Here is a 16,206-nt window from a genome sequence, read left to right as displayed (position 1 = left end):
GAGGACTTATATTTCGAGCTTTAATGCGATTAACTTCGCTCTAAAAACTCTGAATGCACGAGTACATTCATGTAACTAGACTAACTTTATGGAGTAAAACATCAATGAGAACTTAATTTTCGACTAAAAAAATATGAACTTGAGCAAACTTTAATCGAGTAAGTGACCGAGATCTCAATCTCAAATACACAATATGAAACAAATACAAATTTAATTAAAAAACAAATAGTTAAATAAATTCAATTTTATATTAGTTGAATTGCATCGCATATTTTTCAAGAAGGTTTCATAAAGATGCAAACTGTTACATTTGAAAGACTGGCGATGGAGAAGCAGTTGTAAAGGATATGTTTAAAGTTATTTTACGCATAAAAATAAAGCCTCAGTAATAAATTACAGAGGCTTTTTGATAGATAACTATTGTTACTTCATTAAATCTAACAAATCTTGTTCACTACGAATCTCAATACCAAGCTCCTGCGCTTTTGCTAATTTCGAGCCAGCCGCTTCGCCTGCAAAAAGTATATCCGTATTCTTGGAAACACTTCCTGTCACTTTCGCACCTAAAGCCTGAAGAGCGGCCTTGGCGTCATTGCGAGAAAGTTGTGACAAAGAGCCTGTCAGAACAACCACTTTTCCAGCCAATGGTTGAGGAGCATCTTCACTTTGAGGCACTATATCACGCCATTCAACACCAAGCTCAATCAATTCATGAATCACTTTATTGTTGTTATCTTGGGCGAAGAAGCTGTGAATATGATTCGCGACCACGTTACCAACATCAGGTACTTCGATTAACTGTTCAACAGAAGCTTGGCTAATCGCCTCCAGATTTGAGAAGTATTGAGCCAAGTTCAACGCTGTTGCTTCACCCACTTCCCTGATACCCAACGAATATAGGAAGCGTGGTAGCGTAGTTTGCTTAGATTTTTCAAGCGCATTGACGATGTTTTGCGCCGACTTCGGCCCCATTCGTTCCAAAATGGTTAACTCACCAGCTCGTAATTTAAATAAATCAGCAGGAGTCACCACCATTTCTTTATCTACAAGTTGTTCGATGACTTTGTCACCTAACCCATCAACATCCAAAGCTTTGCGGGATACAAAGTGCTTGAGCGCTTCTTTGCGCTGCGCTTGACAGACTAATCCGCCAGTACAACGCGCAACGGCTTCACCTTCCACACGTTCAACCGCTGATTGGCATACTGGACAAGTGACAGGGAAAATAATCTCTCGAGCGCTTTCAGGACGTAACTCTTGCACAACAGATACAATTTGTGGAATCACATCCCCAGCGCGGCGAATAATAACGGTATCACCAACTTTCACGCCTAGACGCTCAATTTCATCGGCATTGTGTAGGGTTGCATTACTGACTGTCACCCCACCGACAAATACTGGATCTAACTTAGCTACTGGTGTAATCGCGCCTGTTCGACCGACCTGAAACTCGACATCGTTCAAGGTTGTCATTTCTTCTTGAGCAGGGAACTTATACGCAATTGCCCAGCGTGGTGCACGAGCAACAAAACCAAGCTGTTCCTGAAGCGCAATATCATCCAACTTGATCACAACACCGTCAATTTCATAAGGTAGCTCAGCTCGACGCTGCAGAATATCTTGATAATAGGCTTTTACGTCATCAAGAGACTTAACTCTTCTGGTTTCCGGGCACATTGGTAGCCCCCAGCTTTTCAATTGAATAAAGCGATCGTAATGACTCGATGAAAGCTCTCCGCCTTCAATCACACCCACGCTGTATGCATAAAAAGCTAAAGGACGTTTTGCCGTAATACGTGAATCAAGCTGACGCAGGCTCCCTGCTGCTGCATTTCGAGGGTTAACAAATACCTTTTCACCTTTTTTCACCGCAAGCTCATTCATGCGTTCAAAACCCGCTTTTGGCATAAACACTTCGCCACGCACTTCTATGCGTTGAGGCCATGAATCGCCTTGTAGTTTTAACGGAATAGACTTTATCGTACGCACGTTTTCAGTGATGTTTTCGCCTGTAGCGCCATCACCTCGAGTAGCCGCTCTGACTAAAAAGCCATTTTCATAAAGCAGGCTAACAGCAAGGCCATCAAGCTTAGGCTCACAGCAAAATTCGGCTTGCTTAGCAGCAGCAACACGATCGCCCATACGGCGATTAAATGCGTTTAATTCATCGTCATCAAATGCATTGTCTAAAGACAACATCGGGATTTCATGGGTCACAGGCTCAAACCCACTGAGTGGCATTCCACCGACTCGCTGACTTGGTGAATCCGCAGTAACTAACTCTGGGTGAGCTTCCTCTAAATCGAGTAACTCACGCATTAAACGGTCATATTCAGCATCAGGAATCGTCGGATCATCTTCAACGTAATAGCGAATCGCGTGAATATGTAGCGTTTCTCTTAGTTCTTTTAGCCTTTGCTCTACGTTTTGCATTTCTTATTCTCTCGAATCATGAAAAAAGGCTCCGACTTGGAGCCTTTTAATAATAACTGTTCACTTACTGCTGAGCAGCTTTGAGCTTGAAGTCTTGAATTTGTTTTCTGTAAGCATCTAATCGATCTGGAGTCATCATGTTACGAGCATCGTCCAGTACATTACCGCTCAGATCATCTGCTATTTGCTGTGCTGTTTTCAACATCAACTTGAAGTTCTGTGCTGGGTCTCCGAAACAAGGCAAGGTCATAAAGAATGATATGCCTTTAGTCGTAAACTCTGCGGGATCATCGTGTTTTAGTGTTCCAGGTTGCATCATATTTGCAACGCTGAAGAGCACTTTGCCCGTTCCAGACATATCAGCATGGCGATGGAAGATATCCATTTCACCGTAAAGTAGACCGTTTTGTTGCATGCTATCGAACAGCTTAGTACCCACAAACGGTTCGTTACCTGCACAATGGACATTTAGAACGATGACTTCCATTTCATCCGATTTCGGTTCTTTGTTATCCGTTACTGAAGGCTGTTCTTCAGTGACTGAATCAGCCACTGCCTCAGCCTTGTCTTTCTCAACAACCATTGAAGGCACTTCAAGTTCTATCTCTTCTTCAACAGTATTAATAACAGTTGTAGCATCAACGGTTGGTTCGTAATCAGAAATCAAAGGATCAGCTTCAGGAGCAGCATCGGACAAACCAAAATCTGGCTCTTTACGATCCTTACGAATAATCTCGTAATCATCTTCCGGAGCAAATGCACGCGACGATACTGTATCTTCTTGATCAACCTCTAATTTACCAAGCGGCTTGTCGCCGAACTTGGATTTACCTTCTTTCTTACTGGTCCACAGACCATGAAATAGCAAAGCGGCTATCGCTAGCGCGCCAACAATAATGAGTACGAATCGCAATTCCTGCATCTTAAACTCTCGGTTTCTCGATTTTTGATGTCCTGAATTTCACGCTTTCTAAGAACGTCAACCAGAGGCAAAATTTCTTATATCCAGATACTCTACCAAAACTCTACCCCGATTTAGAACAACTTAATGTTATAAGTTGAGATAACAATGAGATTTTTAGCATTCTTTCATTCTGATTTTGCTTGGTTACAATAGAATACTCATCCTTATGACACTTTAATAAGACATGGAATAAGCTATGCATTTGAAACAGCGCTCAGGCTTGGGTTATTTTTTCTACGGATTCGAACTGGCGGTATCACCCGGCATTCGACGTTTCGTGATTCTACCACTGCTGGCCAACATATTATTAGTAGGCGGAGCCTTATATTATCTTTTCATCCACTTAGATGAATGGATTAACAGTTGGATGGGACACATTCCTAGCTTCCTATCTTGGCTAAGTTATATTCTTTGGCCACTGCTAGTACTTACTATTCTTGCAACGTTTTCATACTTCTTCAGCACATTAGCTAACTTTATTGCCGCACCGTTCAACGGGTTACTGGCTGAAAAAGTAGAACAGAAAATGATTGGAGACAAAGTGAATGATGATGGAGTATTAGATTTCGTCAAAGACGTTCCGCGAATTATGGCTCGCGAATGGCGAAAGCTGCTTTATGTATTACCTAAAGCGCTTGGGCTATTCATCCTGCTGTTGATTCCTGCTGTTGGGCAAACCATAGGTCCTTTTGCATGGTTTATCTTCACTGCATGGATGCTTGCTATTCAATACTGCGACTACCCGTTTGATAACCATAAAATTTCGTTTCAGGACATGAGAAACAGTTTGAAACAAAAACAAAGCAAAGCTTATGGCTTTGGTATTCTGGTCGCCTTTCTGACAACAATACCTATTATTAATCTAATCGTGATGCCTGTCGCTGTTTGCGGCGCCACCGCGATGTGGGTGAACGAGTTTAAACGAGATTACAAAAGTTAATAAGGCAATGTCATAACTTAAGTTAGGTAAACTGCTGAAAGATCTCTTCTATCTATAAGATATAACGATTTAATCCTTTTACCTTTTTAAGTGAGCACATATGCTCTTTTTGTATCCGCTAACGTATCGTTATACCGATACCCAAACATGCGTAATGAAGGAATATAACAATGAGCAAAATCTACGAAGACAACTCTCTAACTATTGGTAACACACCTCTAGTTCGACTAAATAAAGTCAGCAAAGGAAAAGTATTAGCGAAAATTGAATCTCGCAACCCAAGCTTTAGCGTTAAATGCCGTATTGGTGCCAACATGATTTGGGAAGCAGAAAAGCAAGGAACACTTAAGCCTGGCGTTGAATTAGTAGAACCAACAAGTGGTAACACTGGTATTGCTCTTGCGTTTGTTGCTGCTGCTCGCGGTTACAAATTGACACTGACTATGCCTGAATCGATGAGCTTAGAGCGTCGTAAATTACTTAAAGCACTTGGTGCTAACCTTGAGCTGACTGAAGCAGCAAAAGGTATGAAAGGCGCTATCGCTAAAGCGGAAGAAATTGTTGCAAGCAACCCAGAAAAGTATCTGCTTCTTCAACAGTTCAACAACCCAGCAAACCCTCAAATCCACGAAAAGACCACTGGTCCTGAAATTTGGGAAGCCACTGACGGCCAAGTTGATGTGTTCGTTGCTGGTGTAGGTACTGGTGGTACGCTAACAGGTACAAGCCGTTATATTAAAGGCGAAAAAGGTAAAGCAATTATCTCTGTTGCTGTAGAGCCAGCAGAATCTCCAGTCATCACTCAAGCGCTTGCAGGTGACGAAATTCAACCAGCTCCACACAAAATTCAAGGTATCGGCGCTGGTTTTATCCCAGGTAACCTAGATTTGGACCTGATTGACCGCGTTGAAACAGTAACTTCTGACGAAGCAATTGATATGGCTCGTCGCCTAATGGAAGAGGAAGGTATCCTTGCTGGTATCTCTTCAGGTGCAGCAGTTGTTGCAGCTAACCGTTTGGCAGAACTTCCTGAATTTGAAGGAAAAACAATTGTAACTGTACTACCAAGTTCAGGTGAACGTTACCTAAGCACGGCCCTATTTGCAGGTATTTTCACGGAAAAAGAAAACCAACAGTAATATGTGGTTAAATCAATTTTTCCTTTAAAAAAGCCCCTTGATGGGGCTTTTTTGTTGATCCTATTTCTACCTTTGGTAATATCACCCTGTTTTATTTTTAGCTTCAAAATAAAGAAGCAATAAAAATTCCAGTTCAATGGTAATCGCCAACTCACAGGCAATACGATTGACGAATTTTAGATCAGTATCAGTTCTAACACGAAAAGCACGTTACTCTGCTAGCAGAAACGCGGTTCTAAGGTTAAGCTAAAACTGGTTAATAAACTTACAAAAAATAAATTATTGGGGTATATCACATGTACGAGAAGAAAGTAGAAATTACTGCAGAAAACGGTCTTCACACTCGTCCAGCAGCACAATTCGTTAAAGAAGCTAAAGCTTTCGATGCGGATATCACTGTTACTTCTAACGGCAAAAGTGCTAGTGCTAAGAGCCTATTCAAGCTTCAAACACTAGGTCTAGTTAAAGGTACTGTAGTAACTATCTCTGCAGAAGGTCCTCAAGCTCAACAAGCTGTTGACCACCTAGTAGCACTAATGGACCAACTTCACTAATCAGGTCTATTCCAATTCAAAGCCATTTTGGACAACCAAAGTGGCTTTGTTGGATATTATTCAAAGAATAAGCTAAAAATATCTTTAGCGCCTGCGTCCATTTATCTCCCGTTTACAGTTGACCAATTTAAGGTAAAGCTATGATTTCAGGTATCCTAGCATCTCCAGGTATTGCTATCGGTAAAGCACTACTACTTCAAGAAGATGAAATTGTCCTAAATACAAACACCATTTCTGACGATCAAGTAGAAGCTGAAGTTGCTCGTTTTTACGACGCTCGCAACAAATCTTCTGCACAGTTAGAAGTAATCAAGCAAAAAGCGCTTGAAACGTTTGGTGAAGAAAAAGAAGCCATCTTTGAAGGCCACATCATGTTGCTTGAAGATGAAGAGCTAGAAGAAGAAATTTTAGCACTCATCAAAAACGATAAACTGTCAGCAGATAACGCTATTTACACTGTTATCGAAGAGCAAGCTGCTGCGCTTGAATCTCTAGACGACGAATACCTAAAAGAGCGTGCAACAGATATTCGTGATATCGGTTCTCGTTTTGTTAAGAACGCACTAGGCATTAACGTTGTGTCACTCGCTAACATTAACGAGCGAGTTATCCTAGTTGCGAACGACCTAACACCATCTGAAACTGCGCAAATCAATCTTGATTACGTGCTTGGTTTCGCATGTGATATCGGCGGTCGTACTTCTCATACTTCAATCATGGCTCGTTCTCTAGAACTTCCAGCGATTGTAGGTACCAACGATATTACTAAAAAAGTTAAGAACGGTGACATGCTGGTTCTTGACGCGATTAACAACAAGATTTTTGTTAATCCAACTGCAGCTGAACTAGCTGAAGCAGAAAAAGTACAACAAGCTTTCGTAGCTGAAAAAGAAGAGCTGGCGAAACTTAAAGATCTTCATGCTGAGACTCTAGACGGCCACCGTGTAGAAGTATGCGGCAACATCGGTACAGTGAAAGACTGTGACGGTATCCTTCGCAACGGTGGTGAAGGTGTTGGTCTGTACCGTACAGAATTCCTATTTATGGATCGTACATCACTTCCTACTGAAGAAGAGCAGTACCAAGCTTACAAAGAAGTTGCAGAAGCAATGGAAGATCAAGCGGTTATTATCCGTACTATGGATATCGGTGGTGATAAAGACCTACCATATATGGACCTACCAAAAGAGATGAACCCGTTCCTAGGCTGGCGTGCAGTACGTATCAGCTTGGATCGTCGTGAAATCCTACGCGACCAGCTACGCGGTATCCTACGTGCATCTGCACACGGTAAACTTCGTATCATGTTCCCGATGATTATCTCTGTTGAAGAAATCCGTGCTCTTAAAGAAGCGATTGAAGAATACAAAGCAGAGCTTCGTGAAGAAGGTCTAGCATTCGACGAAAACATCGAAATCGGTGTAATGGTTGAAACACCAGCAGCTGCTGCAATTGCGCACCACTTAGCGAAAGAAGTGTCATTCTTCTCTATCGGTACTAACGATTTAACTCAGTACACGCTAGCGGTAGACCGTGGTAACGAGATGATTTCTCACCTATACAACCCTCTATCTCCAGCAGTACTTACAGTTATCAAACAAGTTATCGATGCATCACATGCAGAAGGTAAATGGACTGGTATGTGTGGTGAGTTAGCAGGTGACGAGCGTGCAACACTTCTTCTACTAGGTATGGGCTTAGATGAGTTCTCAATGAGCGGCATCTCTATCCCTAAAGTGAAGAAAGTTGTTCGTAACTCTAACTTCGCAGAAGTTAAAGCAATGGCTGAGGAAGCACTTTCTCTACCAACTGCTGCTGAAATCGAAGCATGTGTTGAAAAATTCATCGCTGAAAAAACACAATAATCAGTGAATACCAATGATTTAGACGACTAAAAGTAGTCGTCTATTGTTTTTGATTGGTATACTATACTTCGACAGAATATTTTAAAACGTTAGGAGCATGACACAATGGGTCTGTTTGACAAACTGAAAAAGCTAGTCTCTGATGACAGCGCTGACGCTGGTGCAATTGAAATCATCGCACCACTTTCTGGTGAAATCGTAAACATCGAAGATGTGCCAGATGTCGTGTTTGCTGAGAAAATCGTTGGTGACGGTATCGCTATCAAGCCATCTGGCAACAAAATGGTTGCTCCAGTAAATGGTACTATTGGTAAGATTTTCGAAACTAACCACGCATTCTCTATCGAGTCTGATGATGGTGTTGAACTATTCGTTCACTTCGGTATCGATACAGTAGAACTTAAAGGCGAAGGCTTCAAACGTATTGCTGAAGAAGGTCAATCAGTGAAAGTGGGCGACACTATCATTGAATTCGATCTAGCTCTACTAGAAGAGAAAGCAAAATCTACTCTAACTCCAGTTGTAATCTCTAACATGGACGAAATCAAAGAGCTGAACAAGCTTTCTGGTACTGTTTCTGTTGGTGAAACTGCCGTTCTTCGCGTAACTAAATAACTCGAAAGAGAATTAGTTCGTTGAATCTAAAAACGCTGCCTAGGCAGCGTTTTTTGTGTCCTGATTTTGGTATTGAAATGCCAACTACAGTGAATTGAGATCCATCTACAAACCCAACGCGTAACGTAATACTTGTTCTTTCGCAGGGCCTGCCTGTTCCGCCAGTTTTAATGCAGCATTGCGAGCAAACTTGAGCGGTGCAATGTCATTACTAAACGTCTTATAAAAGAAATCCATTCCCGTCTGCATCAATAAATTGTCAGGTCTTCTTTTGCGTTCGTAACTGCGAAACGCACCTGTCGTTAGCTCTTCTAAAGTATTAGTGCAATCGAGTAATGTGGCGACATCCTTGAAGCCCAAGTTAACACCCTGCCCCGCTAGCGGGTTGATGGTATGTGCTGAATCTCCCACTAAGACACAATGATTCTTTACGTAAGCCTGAGCATGACGACGCGTCAACGGGAAAGAGCCTTTCTGAAGAACCTTAATATCCCCTAACTCTTGAGGGAAGTGGTTAAGAATTTCCAGTCTCAGTTGCTCATTTGTCATCATGCCTAACTGTTTTATGCGACTTGGGGAGTCATACCAGACTAAAGAAGCCTGATTGCCATTCAATGGTAAAAATGAGCGAGGACCTGATGGGAAAAACTGTTGCCAAGTAATATCTTGTTGTGGCTTTTCAGTTTCAACATTAATCAACATGCAGTGTTGGCGATAATCCCAGGCCGTTACACCAATATTGGCGCTAGCACGGACTTGCGAGTTAGCACCATCTGCACCAATCACCCAATCACAAACCAATTGAGCTCCCGAATCCAGCTCTATGGATTGTCTATCGCCAAACTGAATATTGGATAACTTATCCGGACAAAACAGGGTTATGTTCGAATACATTTCCATACTACTCCATAAGCCCAGCTGAATAACTCGGTTTTCAACCATATAGCCTAGCTGTTCTAAGCCTAGTGATTGAGCTGAGAAGCGTGTTCGGCATTCAGGATGTTCCCAAGTTTCCAAACGGCGATAAGGGCAAACGCGCATGGCCTCAATACTTTCCCACGCTCCCAGTGAATCCAGTAAATCAACGGAAGTCTGCGATATAGCTGAAATACGAACGTCCATCGCTTGAGAAGGCTCAAACGCATGCGGCTTTGCGCCTTCTACAACCGCGACTTTCCGGCCCTGCTTCGCAAAGCCAATCGCAGCTGCGGCACCCACCATGCCACCACCAATCACAACAATGTCAAAATCGTTCATCTTTCCAACTATTATCTCAATTCGTTAACGTGGCTTATTGTACGGAACGGCACTTTTTTTGCGAACGTTTTTGTCACAAAACCTTAGAGTTAACAGGGTAAAAAGCCTGATGTAGCAATGGATTTAAGAGATTTCACCCAATCACTAGTCAGTGACTTTTTAAAGCAGTACAATACGCGGCTTACCGCCGAGATGGCGGCTATAATTTGAGCTGAGACTTGTTTACCTTTGAATACACATAGGGTTCACACTCTCTAAAACGTTCAAGATTTATTTAAGAATTAACACGAGCGAAAGTGAAAATGAGTAAGAAACTGCTAATTAAAACCTGGGGTTGCCAGATGAACGAATACGATTCATCTAAAATGGCCGACCTGCTTAACGCTGCCAACGGCTATGAGCTGACTGAAGATCCAGAAGAAGCAGACGTACTTTTACTTAATACCTGTTCGATTCGTGAAAAAGCACAAGAGAAAGTTTTCCACCAGCTTGGTCGTTGGAAAACGCTGAAAGACAAAAAAGAAGGCGTTGTGATCGGCGTGGGTGGCTGTGTGGCTACTCAAGAAGGTGACCACATTCGTGAACGTGCTCCTTTCGTAGACGTTATTTTTGGCCCACAAACGCTACACCGTTTGCCAGAGATGATTAAACAGTCTCGCACTGACAAAGCACCGGTCATGGATATTTCCTTCCCAGAGATCGAAAAATTCGACCGTCTTCCTGAGCCTCGCGCTGAAGGACCAACTGCTTTCGTATCAATAATGGAAGGCTGTTCAAAATACTGTACTTACTGCGTCGTGCCATACACTCGTGGTGAAGAAGTTAGCCGTCCTATGGACGACGTTCTATTTGAAATCGCACAGCTTGCAGAGCAAGGCGTACGTGAAGTCAACCTGCTAGGTCAGAACGTAAACGCATACCGTGGCCCAATGCATGACGGTACTATCTGTTCTTTCGCTGAACTTCTGCGTCTAGTGGCTACCATTGATGGTATTGACCGTATTCGCTTCACAACAAGCCACCCGCTTGAGTTTACTGACGACATCATTGCTGTTTATGAAGATACTCCAGAGCTAGTAAGCTTCCTTCATCTGCCAGTTCAAAGCGGTAGTGACCGCATTCTGACAATGATGAAGCGTCCGCACACCGCAATCGAGTATAAATCTATTATCCGTAAACTACGCAAAGCACGCCCTGATATTCAGATCAGTTCTGACTTCATTGTTGCTTTCCCAGGCGAAACAGATAAAGATTTCCAAGACACAATGAAACTGATTCGCGAAGTGGATTTTGATATGAGCTTTAGCTTCATTTTCTCTCCTCGCCCGGGTACGCCTGCAGCGGATTACCCATGTGATCTGACTGAGCAAGAGAAAAAAGATCGCTTATATGAGTTACAACAGCAGATCAATTCGCAAGCAATGCGCTATTCTCGTTTAATGATGGGTACAGAGCAGCGTATTCTGGTTGAAGGTACTTCTAAGAAGAATCTAATGGAACTTCGTGGTCGTACAGAAAACAACCGTGTTGTAAACTTTGAAGGCTCACCAGATTTAATCGGTCAATTCGTTGACGTGAAAATCGTTGATGTATTCCCGAACTCACTTCGTGGTGAACTGATTCGTACAGAAAAAGAAATGAACCTTCGCGTTGTCACTTCTCCATCAGAAATGATGGCAAAAACAAAACGTGAAGATGAGCTAGGAGTAGCGACGTTTACTCCATAAGCTTTAACAGTCATAAGGTGTCCGGTCGAATTCGGACACCTTGATATGACCATACTGAGAGGCTAATTTGAGCAATAAAATTGTTACCCTAGAGATCAATCTCGAACCTTCAGATAACCGCCGACTTGCCAGTTTATGCGGTCCTTTCGATGACAACATCAAGCACTTAGAACGTCGTTTAGGCGTTGAAATTAATCACCGCAGCCAGTTTTTTACCATTGTAGGTAAACCTCATACGACGGCAGCAGCACTTGATATCATCAAATCTCTTTATGTTGATACCGCGCCTGTTCGTGGTGAAATTCCAGATATTGAACCGGAACAAATTCACCTCGCGATTAAAGAATCGGGCGTGTTAGAGCAAAACACAGACGTCGCTGAAGAGTTTACTCACGGCAAAGAAGTGTTTGTGAAAACCAAGAAAGGCGTGATTAAACCTCGCACTCCGAACCAAGCACAATACTTGATGAACATGGTCACTCATGACATCACATTTGGTATTGGTCCAGCGGGTACTGGTAAAACTTACCTAGCGGTAGCAGCGGCCGTTGATGCGTTAGAGCGTCAAGAGATTCGTCGTATCCTGCTTACTCGTCCAGCGGTTGAAGCTGGTGAAAAGTTGGGCTTCTTACCGGGCGATCTAAGCCAGAAAGTCGATCCTTATTTGCGCCCTCTTTACGATGCGCTGTTTGAAATGCTTGGCTTTGAGCGCGTAGAAAAGCTCATCGAACGTAACGTTATTGAAGTAGCACCACTTGCATACATGCGTGGTCGTACTCTGAATGATGCGTTTATCATCCTTGATGAAAGTCAGAACACCACCGTTGAACAGATGAAAATGTTCCTGACTCGTATCGGTTTCAACTCTCGCGCAGTGATCACGGGTGACGTTACCCAGATCGACTTACCTCGCGGAGCTAAATCCGGCCTTCGTCATGCAGTAGAAGTGTTAAGTGAAGTAGAAGAAATTAGCTTTAACTTCTTTATTGCTGACGATGTGGTTCGCCACCCAGTTGTTGCTCGTATTGTTAACGCTTATGAGAAATGGGAAGCACAAGATCAGAAAGAGCGTAAAGAGTACGAAAAACGTCGCAGAGAAGAGCGTGAGTCTAAACTGCTGGAAATGCAGAAAGAAGAACTTAGTTCATCGATAAAAGAGTCTGACCAGCAATGAGCATTGAACTCGATTTACAATTAGCCGTTGAAGATGAAAACGGCTTACCTAGTGAAGCGAACTTTGCCACTTGGTTAGAAGCGGCAATCACTCCCTTTCAAGAGCAAGCGGAAGTGACCATTCGCATCGTCGATAGCGAAGAGAGCCACCAGCTCAATATGGATTATCGTGGTAAAGATAAACCGACCAATGTTCTCTCCTTCCCCTTCGAAGCACCTCCGGGGATGGAGCTGGATCTGCTGGGTGATTTGGTCATATGTCGACAAGTTGTTGAACAAGAAGCCAGTGAGCAGAACAAACCACTGCTAGCACATTGGGCGCATATGGTTGTACATGGAAGCCTGCATCTGTTAGGTTATGACCATATCGAGGATAACGAAGCCGAAGAGATGGAGTCCCTCGAAACAGAATTGATGCAAAAATTGGGTTTTGAAGATCCCTATTTAGCAGAAAAAGTGTAAATATAAGGTCACATTGGCCTTATATTTATTTGTGAGCTACCACACTTTGGTAGCGTTAATAATTTGAGAAATAATGAACGAAGACAATTCGCCCCCTTCTAACGAAGGCAAAAAAGAAAAGTCTGAAGGTCCGAGTAGAAAGTCCTTCTTTGAACGCCTGGGTCAAATGTTTCAGGGAGAGCCGAAAGATCGCCAAGAATTGGTTGATGTGATTCGAGACTCTGAAGTCAATGACTTAATTGACCACGACACCCGCGACATGCTCGAAGGTGTTATGGAAATTTCAGAGATGCGAGTTAGAGATATTATGATCCCTCGCTCTCAAATGGTCACAATTTCACGTACCGACGATCTCGATACGTTGATTGCACTCATCACCGATGCACAGCACTCTCGTTACCCGGTGATCAGTGAAGATAAAGACCATGTTGAAGGTATTCTGCTAGCGAAGGACTTACTCAAGTATTTAGGTTCCAATAGTACTCCCTTCGATATCGAAGAGGTGATACGCCCAGCCGTCGTCGTGCCTGAAAGTAAACGGGTAGACCGTCTACTAAAAGAGTTCCGTGAGGAACGCTACCACATGGCGATTGTTGTTGATGAATTCGGCGGCGTTTCTGGCCTTGTCACCATCGAAGACATTCTTGAAGAGATTGTCGGTGAAATCGAAGACGAGACAGATGACGAAGAACAGCTGGAAATTCGTAAGCTAAGCAAACACACTTACGCAGTCAAAGCGCTGACGACGATTGATGATTTCAACGATACGTTCAAAACACAATTCAGTGATGACGAAGTAGATACGGTCGGCGGTATGGTGATGACGGCATTTGGTCATTTACCGACTCGCGGCGAAGTGGTTGAAATTGGCAATTACAGCTTTAAAGTTACCGCAGCTGATAGCCGTCGGGTTATCCAGCTTCAGGTCACCATTCCAGATTTGGAATCGATGCCTGAAATTACTGAAGAATAATTCTTTTTGTCTCTTACCAACTAAGAGTCTATTAAAAGTAGCAGATGAATAATAACTTTACTCATCGCCTGATGCGGCCGCTTGCGGCCGCTTTTGTTGGCGCTCTCACTACCCTATCATTCGCTCCATATCAAATTTGGCCGCTGGCCTTTATCAGTCCGGCTCTGCTGTTACTTCTTCTACATAAACAGTCAGCGAGACAAGGCGCGTGGATAGGCTACTTGTGGGGAATTGGACAATTTGCCACTGGCATTAGCTGGGTTCATGTCAGTATTGATACCTTTGGTGGCATGCCTAAAATCGCCAGCATCTTCTTGATGGTGCTATTAGTCGCTTATCTGGCAATCTATTCGGCTTTGTTCGGATGGGTTCTGAATCGTTACTTCCAAGCCAATAGCCGAACTCGAGTACTGCTTGCCGCACCAATTCTTTGGCTCATCTTTGACTGGTTACGTGGCTGGGTTATGACGGGCTTCCCATGGCTCTGGTTAGGCTATAGTCAAATAGACAGCCCACTCGCTAACTTCGCACCCCTTGGTGGCGTAGAACTTCTGACACTACTTGTTTTGGTGTGCTCTGGCTGTTTGGCGTATTCGTTTATCAATAAGTCTTGGTCTTTGTTGATAATTCCTGCCGTTATTTTTGCCACTGGATACGGTTTGCGCTCTGCGCATTGGGTCACACCACAAGCCGATCGTTCAACTAAGGTTGCCTTAATTCAAGGCAATATTGAACAAGCACTGAAATGGGTACCTTCTCATCGCTGGCCGACCATAATGAAATACACAGATCTTAGCCGTGAAAATTGGGACGCTGACATTATCATCTGGCCAGAAGCCGCCGTACCCGCTTTTGAATACGAACTGCCTTCTTATTTGAAAAGTCTTGATGAACTTGCTCGAGCTAATAACAGCGGCATTATCCTTGGCATTCTGAATCAAGATGAAAACAAAGCCTTCTTTAACAGCGTGTTAGCTCTCGGTGGAACCAATGACTCTGCATATCAGTATGAGGCAGCGAGACGCTATAACAAACACCACCTTCTTCCGTTTGGTGAGTTTGTGCCATTTGAAGAGATTTTAAGGCCGATTGCGCCTTTCTTTAACTTACCTATGTCTTCGTTTAGCCGAGGCAGTTACATTCAACCAAACATCGACGTTAACGGCCACAAGTTCGCTTCCGCGTTATGCTATGAAATTATTTTCAACGAGCAAGTGCGAGAAAACATCAATGAAGATACCGACTTCATCCTGACTCTGTCTAACGATGCTTGGTTTGGTAAATCCATTGGTCCATTGCAACATATGGAAATCGCTCGAATGAGAGCGTTAGAAATGGGCAAACCCGTTGTTCGTTCCACCAACAATGGTGTAACCGCAGTGACCGACTACCGAGGCAACATCATCAAGCAGATCCCTCAGTTTGAAACAGGTGTGCTTAAAGCGGACGTGACACCGACTCGCGGACAAACACCTTACCATAAATTTGGTAGCTGGCCGCTTTACTTGTGGGCGTTGTTCGGATTAGCCTTAGGCTTGATTCTCCAACGAAAGAACCGTCATTAATTAAACGTCAAAAGAGCCCTTAAGGCTCTTTTGTTTAATTACCTCAAAATACAAGGTTCGCTAAGGTTTCAGCGGTAAGCGTCCAAACACTTTATTCCCGCAACGAATGCACGGAACTATCTCTGAAGGGTGGTTATATTGCACCTTGTGACCGCAGCTTTCGCATACCAGCACACCAAGCCCTATCATCTCTCCTGCATGATACAAACCTTGGTGTTCTAGATCTTGAAACAGCTCCACCCATTCCACTTTGGTTCTGTCGGTGATATCAAGCAACCCTTGCCAGATGGAGTCGGTAATCATCAGGTAAAATGGGCCACTTTTACTCTCCTCATAACTTTCAGCGAATTCTTTCAAATCTGACTTAACATATTCAGAAATAAGGGATAATTCATCTTTAGTTAGATCATTAGCCGCACTGACAATTTTGCCAGAAGTTTCGACAATATGGCTGACTTCCTCACGGCTATGCTTGAGAGTTTCAACGACATCTTTCAGTAATGCTTCATAACCAGATTTTTGTTTTGGCATAAGACCTC

At 43.2% G+C, this 16,206-nt stretch carries 14 protein-coding genes; 10 read left to right on the top strand and 4 right to left on the bottom strand.

Annotation, left to right across the window (positions count from 1 at the left end; genetic code table 11):
• Positions 1-423 precede the first annotated feature (423 nt).
• On the bottom strand, positions 424-2,433 hold the full coding sequence (ligA, locus tag HKI82_RS14650; protein WP_171138405.1) for an NAD-dependent DNA ligase LigA: 2,010 nt from the start codon (positions 2,431-2,433) through the stop codon (positions 424-426).
• Positions 2,434-2,497: 64 nt separating this feature from the next.
• Positions 2,498-3,355, bottom strand: a complete 858-nt coding sequence (zipA, locus tag HKI82_RS14645; RefSeq protein WP_171138404.1) for a cell division protein ZipA — start codon at positions 3,353-3,355, stop codon at positions 2,498-2,500.
• Between the two features lie 238 nt (positions 3,356-3,593).
• On the opposite strand from zipA, the gene cysZ reads away from it, so the two are divergent.
• The 5 genes from cysZ to crr all read left to right on the top strand — a co-directional run bounded on the left by cysZ (position 3,594) and on the right by crr (position 8,510).
• Positions 3,594-4,337, top strand: coding sequence for a sulfate transporter CysZ (gene cysZ / locus HKI82_RS14640; protein ID WP_102940218.1), 744 nt, complete (start codon positions 3,594-3,596; stop codon positions 4,335-4,337).
• 170 nt (positions 4,338-4,507) lie between these two features.
• Positions 4,508-5,476, top strand: a complete 969-nt coding sequence (gene cysK / locus HKI82_RS14635; RefSeq protein ID WP_102940219.1) for a cysteine synthase A — start codon at positions 4,508-4,510, stop codon at positions 5,474-5,476.
• A 296-nt stretch (positions 5,477-5,772) separates the two neighbouring features.
• Positions 5,773-6,030: an HPr family phosphocarrier protein gene (locus HKI82_RS14630; RefSeq protein ID WP_102940220.1), complete on the top strand. Its 258-nt coding sequence runs from the start codon at positions 5,773-5,775 to the stop codon at positions 6,028-6,030.
• 140 nt (positions 6,031-6,170) lie between these two features.
• Positions 6,171-7,895 (top strand): phosphoenolpyruvate-protein phosphotransferase PtsI, encoded by a 1,725-nt coding sequence (gene ptsI / locus HKI82_RS14625; RefSeq protein ID WP_171138403.1) that lies wholly within the window; start codon positions 6,171-6,173, stop codon positions 7,893-7,895.
• Between the two features lie 105 nt (positions 7,896-8,000).
• Entirely contained in the window at positions 8,001-8,510 is a 510-nt protein-coding gene (gene crr / locus HKI82_RS14620) for a PTS glucose transporter subunit IIA (RefSeq protein WP_042486447.1), read from the top strand.
• A 105-nt stretch (positions 8,511-8,615) separates the two neighbouring features.
• Here crr and HKI82_RS14615 read toward each other — a convergent pair whose 3' ends face one another.
• Positions 8,616-9,767, bottom strand: coding sequence for a 2-octaprenyl-3-methyl-6-methoxy-1,4-benzoquinol hydroxylase (locus tag HKI82_RS14615; protein ID WP_102940222.1), 1,152 nt, complete (start codon positions 9,765-9,767; stop codon positions 8,616-8,618).
• A 302-nt stretch (positions 9,768-10,069) separates the two neighbouring features.
• Between HKI82_RS14615 and miaB the strand changes: the two genes are divergently transcribed.
• The 5 genes from miaB to lnt all read left to right on the top strand — a co-directional run bounded on the left by miaB (position 10,070) and on the right by lnt (position 15,667).
• The gene (gene miaB, locus HKI82_RS14610; RefSeq protein WP_102940223.1) at positions 10,070-11,494 is read left to right on the top strand and encodes a tRNA (N6-isopentenyl adenosine(37)-C2)-methylthiotransferase MiaB; all 1,425 of its coding nucleotides are present in this window, start codon (positions 10,070-10,072) and stop codon (positions 11,492-11,494) included.
• Between the two features lie 67 nt (positions 11,495-11,561).
• The gene (locus HKI82_RS14605) at positions 11,562-12,668 is read left to right on the top strand and encodes a PhoH family protein (RefSeq protein ID WP_102940224.1); all 1,107 of its coding nucleotides are present in this window, start codon (positions 11,562-11,564) and stop codon (positions 12,666-12,668) included.
• Positions 12,665-13,129 carry an rRNA maturation RNase YbeY gene (gene ybeY, locus HKI82_RS14600; protein WP_171138402.1) on the top strand — a complete coding sequence of 155 codons (465 nt, stop codon included), beginning with the start codon at positions 12,665-12,667 and terminating at the stop codon, positions 13,127-13,129. Before HKI82_RS14605 ends, ybeY begins: the two co-directional genes overlap by 4 nt.
• A gap of 73 nt (positions 13,130-13,202) precedes the next feature.
• A complete protein-coding gene (corC, locus tag HKI82_RS14595) occupies positions 13,203-14,102 on the top strand; it encodes a CNNM family magnesium/cobalt transport protein CorC (protein ID WP_042486459.1) in 900 nt (299 codons plus the stop codon).
• A gap of 44 nt (positions 14,103-14,146) precedes the next feature.
• Positions 14,147-15,667 carry an apolipoprotein N-acyltransferase gene (gene lnt / locus HKI82_RS14590; RefSeq protein WP_171138401.1) on the top strand — a complete coding sequence of 507 codons (1,521 nt, stop codon included), beginning with the start codon at positions 14,147-14,149 and terminating at the stop codon, positions 15,665-15,667.
• A 60-nt stretch (positions 15,668-15,727) separates the two neighbouring features.
• Here lnt and HKI82_RS14585 read toward each other — a convergent pair whose 3' ends face one another.
• On the bottom strand, positions 15,728-16,198 hold the full coding sequence (locus HKI82_RS14585; RefSeq protein WP_102940228.1) for a zinc ribbon-containing protein: 471 nt from the start codon (positions 16,196-16,198) through the stop codon (positions 15,728-15,730).
• Positions 16,199-16,206: the final 8 nt, after the last annotated feature.

The organism is Vibrio plantisponsor, assembly GCF_013041605.1.
In the GTDB taxonomy this organism is placed as follows: Bacteria; Pseudomonadota; Gammaproteobacteria; order Enterobacterales; family Vibrionaceae; genus Vibrio; species Vibrio plantisponsor.
Note: the sequence above shows the minus strand (reverse complement) of the source record. Positions and strands in the feature narration are given on the sequence as shown.